11 protein-coding genes are annotated in these 16,530 nt (G+C 43.9%); 5 read left to right on the top strand and 6 right to left on the bottom strand.

The genetic code is table 11. The features are described 5' to 3' along the window. Positions 1 to 129: 129 nt before the first annotated feature. On the top strand, positions 130 to 3,330 hold the full coding sequence (locus tag QE390_RS22005; protein WP_307143887.1) for a TonB-dependent receptor: 3,201 nt from the start codon (positions 130 to 132) through the stop codon (positions 3,328 to 3,330). A 24-nt stretch (positions 3,331 to 3,354) separates the two neighbouring features. After that, positions 3,355 to 4,917, top strand: coding sequence for a RagB/SusD family nutrient uptake outer membrane protein (locus tag QE390_RS22010; protein WP_307143888.1), 1,563 nt, complete (start codon positions 3,355 to 3,357; stop codon positions 4,915 to 4,917). Between the two features lie 814 nt (positions 4,918 to 5,731). Here QE390_RS22010 and fabV read toward each other — a convergent pair. From fabV to QE390_RS22025, 3 genes are all read right to left on the bottom strand, one after another. Next, positions 5,732 to 6,928 carry an enoyl-ACP reductase FabV gene (gene fabV / locus QE390_RS22015; protein WP_307143889.1) on the bottom strand — a complete coding sequence of 399 codons (1,197 nt, stop codon included), beginning with the start codon at positions 6,926 to 6,928 and terminating at the stop codon, positions 5,732 to 5,734. 197 nt (positions 6,929 to 7,125) lie between these two features. Then, on the bottom strand, positions 7,126 to 8,418 hold the full coding sequence (locus tag QE390_RS22020) for a PepSY domain-containing protein (RefSeq protein ID WP_307143890.1): 1,293 nt from the start codon (positions 8,416 to 8,418) through the stop codon (positions 7,126 to 7,128). Positions 8,419 to 8,701: 283 nt separating this feature from the next. Beyond that, positions 8,702 to 9,475 (bottom strand): LuxR C-terminal-related transcriptional regulator, encoded by a 774-nt coding sequence (locus tag QE390_RS22025; RefSeq protein WP_307143891.1) that lies wholly within the window; start codon positions 9,473 to 9,475, stop codon positions 8,702 to 8,704. A gap of 688 nt (positions 9,476 to 10,163) precedes the next feature. Here QE390_RS22025 and QE390_RS22030 point away from each other — a divergent pair. From QE390_RS22030 to QE390_RS22040, 3 genes are all read left to right on the top strand, one after another. After that, positions 10,164 to 10,295, top strand: coding sequence for a hypothetical protein (locus tag QE390_RS22030; RefSeq protein WP_307143892.1), 132 nt, complete (start codon positions 10,164 to 10,166; stop codon positions 10,293 to 10,295). Between the two features lie 736 nt (positions 10,296 to 11,031). After that, positions 11,032 to 11,379, top strand: a complete 348-nt coding sequence (locus QE390_RS22035; protein ID WP_307143894.1) for a hypothetical protein — start codon at positions 11,032 to 11,034, stop codon at positions 11,377 to 11,379. Between the two features lie 421 nt (positions 11,380 to 11,800). After that, positions 11,801 to 12,250, top strand: a complete 450-nt coding sequence (locus tag QE390_RS22040) for a hypothetical protein (protein ID WP_307143895.1) — start codon at positions 11,801 to 11,803, stop codon at positions 12,248 to 12,250. 109 nt (positions 12,251 to 12,359) lie between these two features. Here the strand turns inward: QE390_RS22040 and QE390_RS22045 are convergent, their stop codons facing one another. The 3 genes from QE390_RS22045 to QE390_RS22055 are packed head-to-tail and all read right to left on the bottom strand — an operon-like array spanning position 12,360 to position 16,509. Further along, the gene (locus tag QE390_RS22045; RefSeq protein ID WP_307143896.1) at positions 12,360 to 13,133 is read right to left on the bottom strand and encodes a LytTR family DNA-binding domain-containing protein; all 774 of its coding nucleotides are present in this window, start codon (positions 13,131 to 13,133) and stop codon (positions 12,360 to 12,362) included. A 2-nt stretch (positions 13,134 to 13,135) separates the two neighbouring features. Beyond that, positions 13,136 to 14,188, bottom strand: a complete 1,053-nt coding sequence (locus QE390_RS22050) for a sensor histidine kinase (protein WP_307143897.1) — start codon at positions 14,186 to 14,188, stop codon at positions 13,136 to 13,138. Further along, positions 14,188 to 16,509 (bottom strand): outer membrane beta-barrel protein, encoded by a 2,322-nt coding sequence (locus QE390_RS22055; protein ID WP_307143898.1) that lies wholly within the window; start codon positions 16,507 to 16,509, stop codon positions 14,188 to 14,190. Before QE390_RS22055 ends, QE390_RS22050 begins: the two co-directional genes overlap by 1 nt. Between the last annotated feature and the right edge of the window lie 21 nt (positions 16,510 to 16,530).

The raw sequence follows: 16,530 nt of genomic DNA on the forward strand, positions 1-16,530 counted from the left end.
ATCATTAAAAAGCCCGTATTACTCTCATTAATTTCTTCTATAAAATCCATTGAAACGAGTACCAATAGGTACCTGTCATGGTAGGCCTATGCCTTTAAAAATTAACAATTCCTTACATAATTTAAACCTATGTTAAAACCCTTACTTGATCTCAAAAAGTTGGGCAGATTGACACGGCTTTCCCTAGGACAGCTGTTACTGACCTGTGTCGGCTTTCAGGTTAGTTTTGCTACTGATCGTGGTGAAGTTCTTGCTCACACGCACAGTGTAGACAAAACCATCACTGGAAAAGTAACTGACGAAAATAACGAGCCTCTTCCCGGCGTAAGTGTAATTCTGAAGGGAACCCAACGCGGAACGGTTACTGATGGTACAGGGGCCTTCAGGTTCGAAATTCCTGAAAATGGAGCTACGCTGGTCTTTTCTTCCGTAGGTTTTGCTCCCAAAGAGGTAGTGGTGGGTAATCAGACTTCACTAAATGTAGTACTGTCGAGTGACAATAAAGTACTAGATGAGGTCGTCGTGGTGGGTTACGGTACTGCGAAGAAATCCGACTTGACGGGTGCAGTAGGTTCTGTAAAAGAAGCCCAGTTACGCGAGCGTCCAGCTCCTTCTTTGAACCAGGCTTTGTCTGGAAAAGTGTCTGGTGTTCAGGTAAATACTAACTCAGGTCGCCCCGGTGGGAGAACTACGGTACGGATTCGGGGATTTAGTTCGATTAACTCTTCCAATAACCCGTTGTACGTAATTGACGGGGTAATGATGCCGCAGGGAACCCAGGCTCAGTTTAGCTCTGCCATTGATTACATCAATCCGAACGACATCGTATCGGTTGAGGTATTGAAAGATGCTTCGTCTACAGCTATTTACGGGGCTCGTGGTGCCAATGGCGTTATTCTGGTACAAACCAAGAAAGGGAAAGCGGGAGAGGGAACCGTGACGTATAGCACGGATTTGAGTGTAAATACCATTGGTCCCAATCGTCCCCGGGTATTGAATGCTAAAGAATACCTGGCCGTTGAAGATCTGGCTTTCGCCAATATTGCGAAGTATGATCCCGCAGGTTGGGCTTCCGGTAAATGGGCTTACCTTAATCCGAAGCTACGCCGGACAGATCCCCGGGTTTTTGATAGTAATGGAAATCCATTGTACGACACGGACTGGTTTAAAGAATCAACACAGAACAAAATTTCTCAAAACCATCAGTTAGGGTTCAGTGGCGGTAATGAACGGACGCAATACTCTCTGTCACTGGGCTATCGTGACGACCAGGGGCTGATTAAGACTTCTTATCTGAAACGTTATTCAGGTCGATTAACCATCGACGATCAGGTGAAGAAATGGCTGAAAATTGGCGGTACCCTGAGTTATAATAACCAGTCCGAAAACATCGTCGATCAGAATGATGCCGTGGCCCGTCAGATTGTGGAAGATTTCCCTTTCCTGCCCGTAAAATACGCCGACGGAACGTATGCCAATAACCGTGATTATCCTTATGCGGAAGGTACCATGAGTTCGGTTCACCGTTTAATGGGTCGTAAGTACATCCTCAATACGCAGACTACGTTGGGTAGCTTATACTCCAATATCAATCTGGCTAAAGGTCTGGAGATGCGTACGGTTTTGGGAGTTAACGTATTAACGCAGGAACAAAACGAATCCAGCACGCGTACGCTTGAGATTGGTGCTCAGGGAACCGCTTCGGCCCGTAACCGGAAAGAAAGTTTCTGGTCGCTGGAAAACTACCTGACCTACAACAAGCAAATTGCTGAAAACCATTCGCTGAATGCTCTGTTAGGGATTTCTTGGCAGGAAACGAATTTCTTCCGCATCGGTGCCAGCGTTCGAACGTTTGCTACGGATTATTTCGGTTTCAATAACCTCGGTGCTGGAGCTCTGCTGCCAACGGTTGAATCAGAAGCTTCGCGTAATGCCTTTAACTCGTATTTTGGTCGGGTGAACTATGGTTTCATGGACAAATATTTGCTGACGGTAACGGGTCGGATCGATGGCTCCTCCAAATTCGGAGCCAACCACAAATATGCCTTTTTCCCCTCGGCGGCATTAGCCTGGCGTGCCTCGGAAGAAGCCTTCCTGAAGAATAGTAACGTGGTCTCAAACCTGAAATTTCGGACTAGTTTCGGTATGACGGGTAACTCAGAGATTCCTCCGTACAGCTCATTGGCTCTGTTAAGTGCTAACTTCTCGACCGTATTTAATGATACTCGTCAGGGTGGAACGGGGCTGAGCCGTCTGGCTAACCCCGACTTGCGATGGGAAAAAACGGCTCAGGCAGATGTCGGTTTTGAATTGGGCTTACTGAAAAATCGCATCAACGTTGAAGTGGATTTATACTACCGTAAAACAACGGATATGTTATTGGATGCTCCCGTTCCCCGTACCAGCGGCTATGCGACGATTCGCCAAAACGTGGGATCCATGGAAAACAAGGGTCTGGAATTTAGCGTAAACAGCACCAATATTGAGCGTCCGAACTTCTCGTGGAGCACGATTTTCAATATTTCGATGAACAAAAACAAAGTTCTATCGCTGGCAACGCCTTCGGATATCTTCGGAGTAGGCGGACCTAATTTCACCAACCAGACAAACATTATTCGTATTGGTGAGTCCGTAGGTTCGTTCTGGGGACTTACTCGCCTGGGAACCTGGAGTGAGGCTGAGCGTGAGGAAGCGGCTCGTTTCACCAGTTACCGAAATGGTCTGACGATGTTACCTGGTGATATTAAGTATCTGGATGTAAATGGTGACCGGGCCATTACGGATGCCGACCGTTCGATCATCGGTAATGGTAATCCGAAAGGCTGGGGAGCGTTGACGAACACCTTGCGTTTCAAAAACGTAGACTTCACGCTGGAACTTCAGTACATGTTCGGTAACGATGTGATGTTGATGAACCTCCATGCTAGCGAAGATCGTCAGGCTTTGGCGAACAGTTACACTACAGTTCTGAATGCCTGGACACCCACGAACCAGAATACGCCGATTGCTGAAATCCGCGAAACGCGTGCGGGTTATGTCACAAACGTAGATAGCCACTGGATCAAAGACGGTTCATTCCTGAGAGGTAGAAACGCCCTGATTGGCTATAACTTCCCTGCTACAATGACGAGCAAGATGAAGATTAGCCGTTTACGGGTGTACGCTTCAGCTCAGAACTTCTTCCTGCTCGTGAAAGATCCCGTGATTGGTGATCCTGAAGTAACTCCTACCAACCAGGGTGACAACAGCAGTGCCTTTACGCAGGGGATGATCTGGCATAACTATCCCAAGCCCACTACTTACATGGTTGGTTTACAGGTAGGTTTCTAATCGTAGGTACTTAAAGAAATGATCATGAAATTACATATTCGTCAAAATATAGGGAAAGCGGCCCTCGCTTGTACGCTTATGCTGGCGGCTACGGGCTGTACCAAATTCCTGTCCGAAGAGGCCCCTTCCAATTTAACCGAGAATGCTTTTTATACCTTGCCCGATCACGCAACGGCGGCATTAAATGCAGCGTATGCCGATCTTCGATTTATTGGAGATGGGGCTGGTATTTTCTCTTCCAACTGGCAACTGCTCGAAGCATTAACAGGTAATGCAACCACGGAAACAGCTCAGAACTCGGATTTAAATAACCTGTACGGTTTAATTCACGATGGGAATACGGCCCATGTGGTTAACTACTGGAATGGCTTATACCGGGTTATTGCTCAGACGAATCAGGTGCTTGAAAAAGTTCCGGGCATTACGATGGATGAAGCAGCCAAGAAAAAAATTCTTGGTGAAGCTCGATTCCTCCGGGCCTGGGCCTACTTCACGGCTGTTCGTTTATGGGGAGATGTGCCTCTGGTAACGAAACCGCAAACCATAACTTCCGAAGATTTCCGTCCCTCCAGAACGCCTTCTGAGCAGGTGTATAACCTGATTATTGAAGACCTGACTTTCGCAGAAGCAGCAGGCTTACCCTGGATGGATGTGTCTGGTCACGTGAATCTGGCGGCGGTGAAGACGCAATTGGCAAAAGTATACCTGACGATGGCAGGTTTCCCGCTGAGAAAAGGAGCTACCCATTACAAACTGGCGGCTGATAAAGCTCTGGAGGTAGTTACTTACGCGAATGCCAATCCCGGTACGATTAATCTGTTCTCTACCTATGGTGAAGTCCATCAGGAAAGTCTGAAAAACCGCACGGAACATTTGTTCATGTTGCAGTACAACACAGTCGTAGCCGCAAATCCGCTGGATAATTATTATCCTAACTTCAAGCCCGTTACTTACAACGGTCCTTCAGGAACGGGCAGTACGGTACCTGAAATTAACTTCTATCGTTCCTACGAAACCGGAGATTTACGGGCGAAAGATCGCGAAGGGTATTTTTACACGAGCTATTTCACGAATGGAGATGGAGCTCTTTTTGATTTGGGGGCACCCTATGTATTCAAGCACTTTAACGTCACGGCGAACGGAACACGGGGCGTGCCCGGAACGCGTCAGAACAACCTAAATGTCCCTCAGATTCGTTACGCGGAGACGTTGTTGATTTATGCGGAAGCTCAGAATGAGTTAGGGACTCCCACCCAGGCTGCTTATGATGCCCTGAAAAAAGTAAGAGATCGGGCGAAGCTAACGACGCCAGCTCTAAGCTCGTTTACGCAGAATAGTTTCCGGGAAGCCGTTTGGCGGGAACGTTGGTATGAACTTTCGTACGAAGGAATCATCTGGTTCGACATGGTGCGTCTTCGCAAAGTATTTAACGTAACCACCAAGGGTTTTGATGATTTTGTGGGTCACGTAAACCTGAGTTCGAACCGTCCTTTACAGGAAAAACATTTATTACTACCCTTGGGTCGTCAGGAAATGTTGAATAATCCTAACCTGCGTCCGCAGAATCCAGGGTATCCTGGCATTTAGGGTTAATGTGATGGGTTTGAAGTTAGTTTGATGGTGACCATCTCTCTGACTTAATGAGTACTGCATTTATCGTGGCTGGTGGGGACACCAGCCACTTTTTGTATGGGTATTGTAGACGATCATCTCGAACGCAGTAATGAGACCTTACTTACGCATGAAGTTTAGGTAAGAGAGTTTGAGACAATGCTACCAGCGGAAAAGCTGGTAGCGGTTGCATAGAGAAGTGTTATAGTGACCTCTGCCGCTGCCAGCGTGGCCCGGCCAGCTTTTTTGCTGGCAGCATCACTTCGGCATATCGAACATCCCCTTGCTGTAATCTCAAACGCAGAAAAAGATTTTATTTGGGTATGAAGTTTAGGTAAGAGAGTTTGAGACAATGCTACCAGCGGAAAAGCTGGTAGCGGCTGTATAGGGAAGTGTTATAACGAGAAAGAAAAAGTGGTCTCGAACGAAGTAGTGAGACCTTATTTTAGGTAAGGAAGTTTTAGAATAGTGCTACCAGCGGAAAAGCTGGTAGCGGTTGCATAGAGAAGTGTTATAACGAGAAAGAAAAGTGATCTCTGCCGCTGCCAGCGTGGCCCGGCCAGCTTTTCCGATGGCAGCATCACTTCGGCGTATCAATCACCCCTTTGCTGTCATCTCAAACGTAGGGAGAGAACTTACTTAGATATGAGACAAAGTTTGGGTGAAACTAATTATCCCTAATCGAAAAGGGAGGTCCTCGCTTCGCTCTGAACGACGGGAAGGGTTTTACAACAAAAAGCCGATTCCCATCTGAGAACCGGCTTTTCGTTAGTACGATAAAGAAGTAAAACTAAGCCTGTTGCAGACCGGGAACTTCTACTACTTCATTGACCTCTGCTTCGTAATCCACACCGGGAACTTCAAAACCAAAAAGGTTATAGAAATCAGTTTTGTAACCCTCCAGATCACCGATGGCGGGTAAGGTTTCGGTCGTAGCTTCTTCCCAAAGGGTGGCAACTGTTGACTGAACATCTTCCCGCATTTCCCAATCGTCAATGCGAATACGGCCTTTTTCATCAACCGGAACTTCACCATTGGTGTACAATCGATCGCGGAATAAACGGTTAATCTGTTCGATGCAACCTTCGTGAATGCCTTTTTCCTTCATCGTTTTATACAACAATGAAATGTATAAAGGAATAACGGGAATAGCCGAGCTAGCCTGGGTAACTAGGGCTTTGTTCACCGAAACATACGCACGACCGTCTACCTCTTTCAGTTTTGCATCAATATCGAAAGCTTTTGCTTCGAGGTGATCTTTCGCCCGACCAATCGTACCATTACGGTAAACGGGTTCTGTCAGTTTAGGGCCAATGTAAGAATACGCTACTGTCGTTGCACCGGGGGCCAGCACGTCAGCGGCCTTCAAGGCATCAATCCACATTTCCCAGTCATCACCACCCATGACGGCAACTGTGTTTGCAATTTCCTCTTCGTTGGCAGGATCAATAGAAATTTCTGAAACGGTACCCGTGTGGAAATCAACCGTTTTATTCGTGAACGTACCACCGATAGGCTTCAGCGTTGACTGATGGGTAATCCCTGTAACGGGGTTTGTACGGCGGGGAGACGCAAGGCTATAAACCACCAAATCAATTTGACCTAAATCGGCTTTGATCAGATCGATGGTTTGTTGCTTGATTTCGTTAGAGAAGGCATCGCCATTGATACTTTTCGCATACAGCCCTTCGGACTGAGCGAATTTTTCGAAAGCAGCCGTGTTGTACCAGCCCGCTGAACCGGGTTTGCCGGGAGCCGCTGGTTTTTCAAAATATACACCAATGGTAGAGGCATTGGAACCAAAAGCACTGGTAATCCGCGAAGCCAGACCAAAACCCGTAGAAGCTCCAATAACCAGAACTTTTTTAGGGCCATCAACTGTACCCTGAGACTTGGTATAGTTGATCTGATTCAGCACATTTTGCTCGCATCCCTGCGGATGAGAAGTCAAACAAATGAACCCGCGAATTTTAGGGGTAATGATCATAATCTATATAATTTTTAGATGGTATCGTACTTTAAAAATCAATGAAGATTCCCAAACTTCCGGCAAACCTAAAAGATTTATTTAAAATCATTGGCATAGCTAAGCCAGAAAGCCGCATTTTGATTCACGAAGTTCCTGTATAAATAATAAAGAGAGCATTGGATAAAATGCTCTCTTTGGAAGGAATGAATCCTAGTTTAAGATTTTGCAGAAGTCTGCATAACCGGACTACGGCGAACGGCTCGTGCCGGAATAGGTATGCTTGGTGTGGCAGCTACTTTGGTTTTTGCCTTACCCTTATCAGATTTACCCCGATTCCACCAGATAAAAAATCCGGTAATAGGTAAGCTGGTGGCAATTAGGCAAGCCAGAAAATAGAGAATCTTGGTAAACGTACCGAAGATTTCGCCTGTGTGAATGGCCTTAGTTAGCGAAGTCATTTTCTGACCGAAAGGTTTTTCCGAGAAGCGATCAATAAGTAAGGCTTGACCTGAATAGGGATTGAAGACGATGCGATCCGTTCCTGCTGAAGCGAAAAATCCACTGTGGTTCTTTTGAATAGAGACGGTTCCTTCGGCTTTTTTAGGAATGTTGATGCGAAGAGCTCCGGTATACGGATAAACCCGATTGGCTTCGGCAATGAGCTTCTCAAAAACGATGGCGTTGCCTGTTACGGCTACCTCTGTGTTTTCTTCAATAGCTTTAAAGCCAAATAAATTTCTATAGCCGTCGCGGTACCATTCATAAGCAAAAATAGGACCAGTCAAAGCCATGATAGTTACGAAAACGAAGGCATAAAAGCCCAGCGTTTTATGCAGATCAAAATTGAGACGTTTACCGCTGGCATCAGTTTTAATGACCAAACCCGTTTTCCAGACCTTCCATTTTTTCCAGCTACTGATTTTCGCGGGTAACCAGAGAATAAAACCTGAGATGCAAAGGAAAAGCATGCCAAAACACGCAATACCCGTGATAAGTCCACCGATATCGTGATTTTCAATCATCAACCAGCGGTGTAATTGAAGCGTGGAAGCAAAAAACTTTACAGTGGGTGTCTGAGCATCGCCCTGAATGGCTCCGGTGTAAGGATTAACCCAGAAATTTTTAGGTTTCTCTTTTTTAGGAGCTTTGCCTTGCTTCCCTTTTTCGGCTTTAACTCCAGCGGGTTCCTTTCCTTCTCCTTTTTTGCCCTTGGGTAAAAATCCAAAAGTCCAGGCTTCATTCGTGTTTTCAGGAATCTGAATAACTGAAACGCGGGAATCTTTCTTTTCCTTCTCAACGATACTAATCAGCTGCGAAATGGGTAGAACCTGAGCTTGGGCAGGTGCAGAAACCTGAAACTTATCCTGATCTACCCATTGCGTAATTTCACGATTAAAGACATACATAGTTCCGGTGAGACACATGATGAATAACACCAGCGTGCATGGAAGTCCTACCCAAAGGTGCAGGTCATTAACTACTTTACGGAACGTGTATTTTTTGCTCATGAAAACGTATGGTGAGAAACCCAGAATACGTGAGAAAAAGAGAGGATAAGTGGGATAAGTATTAAGTAATGCCTAATACAATCGCTTCTATTTGCAAATGTATTAAGACTAATTATAAATAAAAGTATTTAGGGAACTATTTAAGTAAAAAATGGGCAAATTGTCGATAAAGCCTGCTTTAGGGGAGACGTAGGCGGTATTTGCCATAGAAAGCCTCCCGAAGTTTTAGAACCTTCAGAAAGCTTTCAAGGCTATAAAAATAGGGAAAGCAAGAGAAAGTAATTTACAACCATCCTTCCCGAATAGCCTTTCCTACTAGTTCAGCGGAGCTTTTGACCCCTGTCTTCGCGAGCATATTCTTCCGGTGGCGGTCAACAGTTTCTTTAGTAATATTAAACAAACCCGCAATTTGTTTACTCGGGTAACCATCAATGAGTGCCTTCAGGATTTCCTTTTCCCGGGGTGTCAGGGTTGCTTTGGAGGGAGTGAAGGTGGTTTGAGGCTTGACATTAATGAAAGATTCCTTATTATCCAGATCAATGAACGAAAGAATAGGCTTACAATCAGTCTTGAATTCACTAATGTCAGTATGAATACCCAGGGTACGAAGGACACTGCCGTTTTCTCCCGTTTGAATGGCTACCAGTTGATGTAAAATTCGAATGTACTCTCCATCCGTTCGGCGGATTCGATAATCGTAGCTTACCTTATACCGAAGAACCTTCTCAGGACTCAATTGGCTGAAAAATTCAACGGCTGTATTTTCAAAATTTAGAAAAACCGTTAAATCTTCGGGATGGATATGAGACAGCGTATGTTTAACGCCGAACTCTTCGGGATTACACCCTAAAACCTGAGTCACCGAATCACTTACATATTCTATTTCACCGTTCGTTAAATTGAAGATGAAATAAAAATAAGGACCAACGTGAAAGATGTTTAATAATTTTTTGTGTAGAGTTAGTTCAAATTCAAGATTAATATCGGTGGCGTCTTGGTAGCGAGTTGCTTTTTTCCAGAACTTTCTGGCTTCAGTGTAAGCGTCTGTCTGGTTCATACATAGTTTGGTTAATGCGGTGGGTAACGTCATTTAAAAATAAACAATTGGCCTCAAAGCTCTATGTAAAAGGTAGAGGAAAGGTTATCAAAAAATATAATAAAATTTTTAAGGTAGATATTTATGAATCAGGATGTTATATGTTAATTGAACTTAGTTTATGTTCACAAAGTAGCTGCGTCGATGAGCCTGAAGAAAAGTAATAATCGATCGGAGATTCGATTTTGTTTTCTGCTTTAGTGATAAACTTTGAACAGCCTTCTATTGAAATTTCAAAAGTATTTTTTGAGGGTGAATTTTTAATAGATAGGAGAGGTAATGTAATTATCAAATATTAATTATATTTTTTTGAACGTAGTGAGAGCTTACTTAGGAAAGAAATTAAGGCTTTCTACAGGAAAGTTCGCCCGTTTACGAACGTTAGTAACCCCAGCAAATTTCTAAGTGAAGTAAAGAAAGAGGGGACACAGAGGGTTCCTAACAGGGATGATTTATTATGCTGTCTATCCTCTCGAACGCAGAAACCTGCTGTACAAATGGGATGGACTAGATAAGAAGCCGAGCGACGGTGGGGATGGATAGGTTTGTAGTAAGGGTAGGAAGGAACTTACTGTTTTGTAGGAACGAGATGGAATCTTGCACGAGGGGCCTTATCTCAAACTTAGGGAGAGAGTTTACTTCACTTTGAATGAAAAGCTGCCGGGCCACGTTGGTCGGGCCACGTTGGCCGGGCTACGCTGATAACGAAGTAGCTGGCTTTACCGCTGCCAGCGAAAAGCTGACAGCATCCTTTCGGAATGCCAAGTACGTCTGTCAATAAAAGAATAATTGGGTATTACTTATTTCGTCTTCTCCTAAGAGTTATGCAATCCCCGGCAGGGTTCTTCGCTTCGCTCTGAATGACAGAGAAGAGAGTTCGTATGCCCTAGTTAGCCTCTTGAACGCAGTAATAAATTTTGCTTAGTAACAAACTACTTAGTATTGCATGAATATACTTAGATCTTAGGCAATCTTTAAAAAGAATAATACCTTAGAGAATCAATTATCGACCTCAGTTGAAACGCATCCCATGATCAATCTTTCTCAACAAATTTCCAAACATCTTCGCGAAGTATATTTTGGGGGTAATTGGACCTTTTCGAATCTAAGAGATCAGCTTGCGGATGTAAGTTGGGAGCAGGCCACTACCCAAGTTTATGATCTGAACACAATTGTTGCTTTAATTTATCACGTGCACTACTACGTGGCTGCTATATTACGCGTCTTCCGAGGACTGATATTAATGCAAGTGATAAATTTAGTTTTGATCATCCGCCCATTCAATCATCCGAAGACTGGGAAAATCTGGTTAATAAAATTTGGATCGATGTTGATGCGTTAGCTGAATTAGTACTACAAATGCCGGAGGAGGCTTGGCAAAAGACTTTTGTGGATGAGAAATACGGAACATATTACCGCAATCTTCACGGGATGATTGAACATACCCATTACCATTTAGGCCAGATTGTTTTAATCAAGAAAATATTACGCAATTCTAAACCTTAAAAATACCAGCCATGAAAAGAAAATACATCAACCTTTCCATACTCGCAATAGCCCTAAGTATGGGCTTTGCTTCTTGCGTTACTTCACGAATCAAACCTTATTCTCAGGTAACACATAGCTCAAAAGTAGATACATCTTCGGTTACTGTTTTTCTATTGGAAAGAGATATTCCTCAAAATATAGAACGATTAGGCGTGGTTTCTTTAATAATTAATGGTAACGCAGGTATGGACAATGATAAGTATGTGAAAGACCAATTATTTAAAGACTGCAAAAAGCTAGGAGCAAATGGGGCTTATCGTATCAATGATGGTACTTATACTCCTTTGGTGGTTAGTTATTTGGTTTTTAAGTATTGACTTAACAAATAAAAAAGTGATCACCGTATTACTAGTATCCCTAAGTAATCCTACTATGATTTAGTCAAGGCCGTAAAGTACCATTCGACTTTACGGGTCAAGAATTTGCAATTTCAGTAGGATTGGAACTAACAAGAGATTTGCCACCATTTGGTTTATAGATGAATGGGGTAATGAGCTTTGGATAGAAAAAGTAAAGGATACAAGGGTATGCTCACCCTGTAGAACAGAGGATGCTATACATACCTATCAGTTCGACCCTGACTGGGTTATTTAGCGATTTAGGTTTTATTTTCTGGAACTGGTTTTCTCAGTCAAAAGAGTTTCTACGAAAATTGAATTGTAAAATAGCTATTATTTATCAGTTTCTCTAAGAGACCATTATTACTTAATGTATAGGTGCTTGTAATCTATAGCTTATATGAATGATTATTTAAAAATAAGTGGACAAGGAATTAGATTTGGACAAATGATAGGTAGTATGATGGTTTCTTTATTTCTAGTAATATATATCATTTATTTATGTTTTAATTTCTCTTATATAGAGTTATTGATACTATTAATAATACTCTATATATGCTATTGGTTATTTTCTAAAAATATGTATAAAGAAATATACTATGAAAACGGTAAAATTTACTTACGTGATCTTTTCAAACAGGAAGTATATGATATTACCATGTTTAAAGAAATAAGGGCTCAAATAGTTGGATGTTCAATTACATTTAAGGATGGTAAGGCTTATTATTTTTATTTGCCTCATGCTCGGGAAATAAAATCTATATTCAAAAATGATCCTGCTTTTTATGCTAAAGAATTGCATAATCAGCTATTAGAAAAAAGGACTCTCTATTTATCAGTTAATTACTAAGAGGAAAGAGATTTGTATATTTGGTTGATGAAGTTTTCAAAAGGCCCCAATAGATGAGCCAAGGTTCAATTCAAGAGGTAATCTTTATAAGAACGTTAGTTATAGACAGCTACTCTTCAACCCACCGACGTAAATCAGGCGTGCGTGCGGTGCTACTAATGAGCGGTTCAGCTCTGCCAACGATCCACACAGCCAGCCGGTCATTAAAATAAGGTTCCAGTCGGACGATATAGCGGATATGAATCATTTCCGACCGATTAAGCCGGAAAAAAAGAGCAGGGTCGAGATTCCCCTCTAGTTCATTCAGACTTCCATTCAGTGGGTATTTTCGTCCTTTCGTGTCAAAGGCAAAAATTATACCCTCATCAGCCTGAAGGTAAGTAATTTCGTTAATGTCCAGCAGGTGAATGCCTTGGCGGAGTTTGACCGCAAAACGCTGGCGGTAGTTGGCCTGGGCAGGACGAAGTGCATCCCTGAGTTGGTTCAGAATGGTCTCCGTTAGTATGGGTAGAGGTGGGGTCAGCGACGTTCGTAGAAGCATATATTTGTTCAGAGCCTGCTGCAACTGATGTTCGGTAAATGGCTTGAGTAAGTAAGCAATCCCGTTTCCCTGAAAAGCTCGCAGTAAAAACTGATCGTAGGCCGTAGTGAAAATAATGGGACAACTTACTTGTACCCGATCAAAAAGAGCAAACGCATTACCATCCAGTAATTCGATATCCGAAAAAAGTAAGTCAGGAGTAGTGTTTTCAGAGAACCAGTTGATGGCTTCCTGAACACTGGGCAGGATGGCCAGGATACGAGCACTGGGTAATAAGTGTGCCAATAAATCGGCAAGCTGACGGGCGGCTATGGCTTCGTCTTCAAGTAAAACAATGGTCACGGTTAAGGTAACAAAGGAGTAACAGTAAACGGATTATTCAATTCGGCAACCACAGGTCGCAGGAGGGGCAAGGTAACCACAAACTCGGTAGGGGTGGCCTTCACCAGTACGGTTTTATCGGATAATAGTGCATAACGGGCCTGTAAATTTTGCAGACCCGTACCCGTCGATTCGATGGGAGTAAGCTTGGGCCGTCGTTCATTCCGCACCACGATTGTTTCATCGTTGACAATTAATTCAATCAGTAACGGATCACCTTCGCTGCTGCGGTTGTGTTTGACGGCATTCTCAACCAGGGATTGTAAGCTACCAGGCAATACCAGTACTACCAGTGTATCAGGAATTTGTACAGTTGTTAGGATTTCGTAGGCACGGCCAAAGCGTTGTCGAATCAGGTATACGTAATCGTTGAGAAAGGCCAGCTCGTCAGCCAGCGTTATCACATCATCGTCCCTATGCCGGATGAGGTAACGATACAGGGCTGAAAATCGGTGCAAGTAGGCACTCGCCTCCTTAGGATTTCGTTCGATTAAAGCTCCCAGTACATTCAAATTATTGAATAAAAAGTGCGGGTCAATCTGTGCTTTCAGGTGCCGTAATTCAGCCTCAGTACGTTCTTTTTCTATTCTGATCAGCCGTTGTTGGGTTTCATAGAAATGCTTGGCCGTCAGAACCGCAGCAAGTACCCCGGCCTGGGTAGAAACACTTACAAAACTGTACAATACACTGAACCATTGAAACGGCTGGTTGGCATGATACCATTGCCAGATAAACAATTGGTCAAACAAACCGAAAATCAGCAGTACAATCAGCATTGACAGGAATAGCAGCCCATACCGCCGGGTAACGAGAAACACTGGAAATAAAACGTATACCATTACAAGCACTGGCCCGGTATGGGTAGCTACGTTAACTAACCAGCCAATTAATATAAACCACCAGGGGCGTTCCCAGTTTCCCACCACCATAAACGGGAACGCTATTAGCCAGAGAATGCCAATCAGTATCCAGTCAGAGCGGGTAGGTTTACGAAAAGGTTTCTGTTTAATTTTCATTATTTCGACTGGTTGAGACCATCAAAACTAAATGGATTTACGCTTTCTTCCCGCTGTTTTTTTAGTCCAAGGTTATATCGTACGCTGAAACCTACCCGGCGTGTGTCGCCCCTTCGAGAACCTTCGGCCAGGATATTTCCCTGATTCAGGACGAAGGTATTGCGGTTGGTGTAGAACATATCGGAGAGCGAAAGCGTAATTAGTAGTCGGCTAGTAAGAAACTTGCGGTTGATGCTCATATCGACGGTGCCAAAATTGCCGAGTTCATAAAACTGCCGTTGTCCATGAATAGACCAGAACCCATTAACCTGAAGCGTAGAGCGACTATCAAGGTCGAGCTGGTGATAGCTTAGCAGCGTCCATGATCCGCGGCTAAAAGTAAGGGGCTGGCCTTCATATTGCCCGGCGTACTGATTATGGTTGTACTGACTAATGACCACAAAGAAGTAGCGGCCACCGGGAGGAATGCCGAGCAACATTCGAAAATACGTTTCCCGATTTTGACCGATGTTATCAGTGGTTCGGTAAGCGATATTGGTATGGGCAGGGTTCTGATAGAGTACGCTAGAAAAAATCTGCTGCGTATGGTTTTGTCCGATAACCAGAATCGGTAGATTCGCTACGTTTAGGTTGACTTCTACGTTCTGAGTAAACTGGGGTTGTAAGGCTGGATTGCCCGTATCGTAAAGATATTGATCTATGTAGCGGATCGCTGGATTTAACTGATCATAGCCCGGTCGGGTAATGGATCGGCGGTAAATGAACGAGGCTTGAACGGGAAAATTAGCGATAGACACCACGGGTTGACTTAGGTATAGATAGGGAAAGAAATCGGTGCGTCGAACCTGAAAGGTCGTATCCGTAGGTACACGCTGGTGACCTTTCATATGGGTATGTTCGATGCGAAGCCCCGTTTTCACCGTGAACTTACCAAACGTTTTAGCGGCTTGTAGATAGCCACTATGGATACCGTCAGTATAATCGAAGATGTTTGTACGAGAAAGATCAGGCTGACGAGCCTTTTGGAGAACAGTCAAATAGTTAGTTTTACTGGAAAACCATTGGTTACTGGTTTGTAAGCCCGCCTCAAGCGTGAGTTTATGACGTAACTTTTGAATCCAGTCTAGCTTAGCGGTCGCCAGATGCCGCCCGGTTAGAAAAGTACCTTCGCCCTTTGAGGGTAGAGCTGTCGGAATTTTGTATTCCGTCTGGTAATCCTGATTCGTGTGATTACTCAAATAACTGTACGAAAAATCAGTGGTAATTTCTGAACCTAGTGAATCAAGTTTATAGCGGCTTGATAAGCCCTGGGTCAGAGATCCGTTCCGTCCTTTATTTTGAACGTTATTAAAATTATCAATCAAAAGTTGTCCGCTCTCTGCTGTTCGAATTTGAGTACTGTTAGTAGCAATGGGGTTAGTAAATCCGTAATTCGTTCGTCCATCAAGGTTTATGTCCCAGTGCCGATTTAGCTGGTAATTCAGGCCATAACCAGCAAAGAAGGCTTCTCCAGGGCTGCGGTTATAGGCTTGCTGGCGAATGGTTTGTTTGCCGGGTAATTGACGCGAACTGATAAGCAGGTCATAACTATTTCGTCGGTTGTAATTTAGATTCAGGTAAGTAGTTCGCTTGCCTGTGCCGTCGTTCAAACTAAACCCAATACTCTGATTGCCTAATCGTCCCTGATTCATCGTGGTAGTTACGCTACCGGTCCGACCTAGTTTGATTCCTTTTTTGAGGATAATATTCACCGCTCCACCAGCATTAGAGGCATTATAACGGGCCGAAGGCGTTCGCATGATTTCTATTCGTTCAATGCTGTTCGAAGGGAGGCTTCGCAGCAGAGTAGCCACGTCTTCAGCACTCATCCGCTGCTCCCGTCCATTTATGTAAATCGTAGCAGGTACTGCACTCGTTAGGTAAACATTGCCATCCTGATCCAGAAATAAGCCGGGTGTTTTGGTCAGTAGCTCGAAGGCGTTGGTGCTGCTATTGGCTATAAGTTCTGGGTTAATGATGGTCTTGTCGTCCTCCTGTTGCATAAGAATTTTTCGGGTTGTAACAGTTATGGAAGGCAAGGTTTTGGCCTCGGCTTCCAGTGTGAACCGAAAAGTAGATAGAGCGTTAGTCAGTCGGATACCTTGCGTAATTGTTTTTTTGCCCAGAGCGGTTATGTTCAGTTCATAGGGTATGTCAGACCGTAGGCTTAGTTGAGCTACACCCGCCGTGTCGGTAATAATAGCGATTTGACTAGTAGAATCTGACCAGGCTCGCAACCGCACCGTGGCTCCGAATAGGGGTTGTTTTGTAGCGTCAGTCAATATAATTCGTATGCGGCTCGA

The sequence above is a fragment of the Siphonobacter sp. SORGH_AS_1065 genome (assembly GCF_030818595.1).
In the GTDB taxonomy this organism is placed as follows: domain Bacteria; phylum Bacteroidota; class Bacteroidia; order Cytophagales; family Spirosomataceae; genus Siphonobacter.

Coding starts and splice junctions, on each gene's coding strand:
- QE390_RS22020 (WP_307143890.1), bottom strand. CDS start 8,418: ATGAGCAAAAAATACACGTTCCGTAAAGTAGTTAATGACCTGCACCTT.
- QE390_RS22010 (WP_307143888.1), top strand. CDS start 3,355: ATGAAATTACATATTCGTCAAAATATAGGGAAAGCGGCCCTCGCTTGT.
- QE390_RS22040 (WP_307143895.1), top strand. CDS start 11,801: ATGAATGATTATTTAAAAATAAGTGGACAAGGAATTAGATTTGGACAA.
- QE390_RS22050 (WP_307143897.1), bottom strand. CDS start 14,188: ATGAAAATTAAACAGAAACCTTTTCGTAAACCTACCCGCTCTGACTGG.
- QE390_RS22005 (WP_307143887.1), top strand. CDS start 130: ATGTTAAAACCCTTACTTGATCTCAAAAAGTTGGGCAGATTGACACGG.
- QE390_RS22030 (WP_307143892.1), top strand. CDS start 10,164: ATGAAAAGCTGCCGGGCCACGTTGGTCGGGCCACGTTGGCCGGGCTAC.
- QE390_RS22035 (WP_307143894.1), top strand. CDS start 11,032: ATGAAAAGAAAATACATCAACCTTTCCATACTCGCAATAGCCCTAAGT.
- QE390_RS22025 (WP_307143891.1), bottom strand. CDS start 9,475: ATGAACCAGACAGACGCTTACACTGAAGCCAGAAAGTTCTGGAAAAAA.
- fabV (WP_307143889.1), bottom strand. CDS start 6,928: ATGATCATTACCCCTAAAATTCGCGGGTTCATTTGTTTGACTTCTCAT.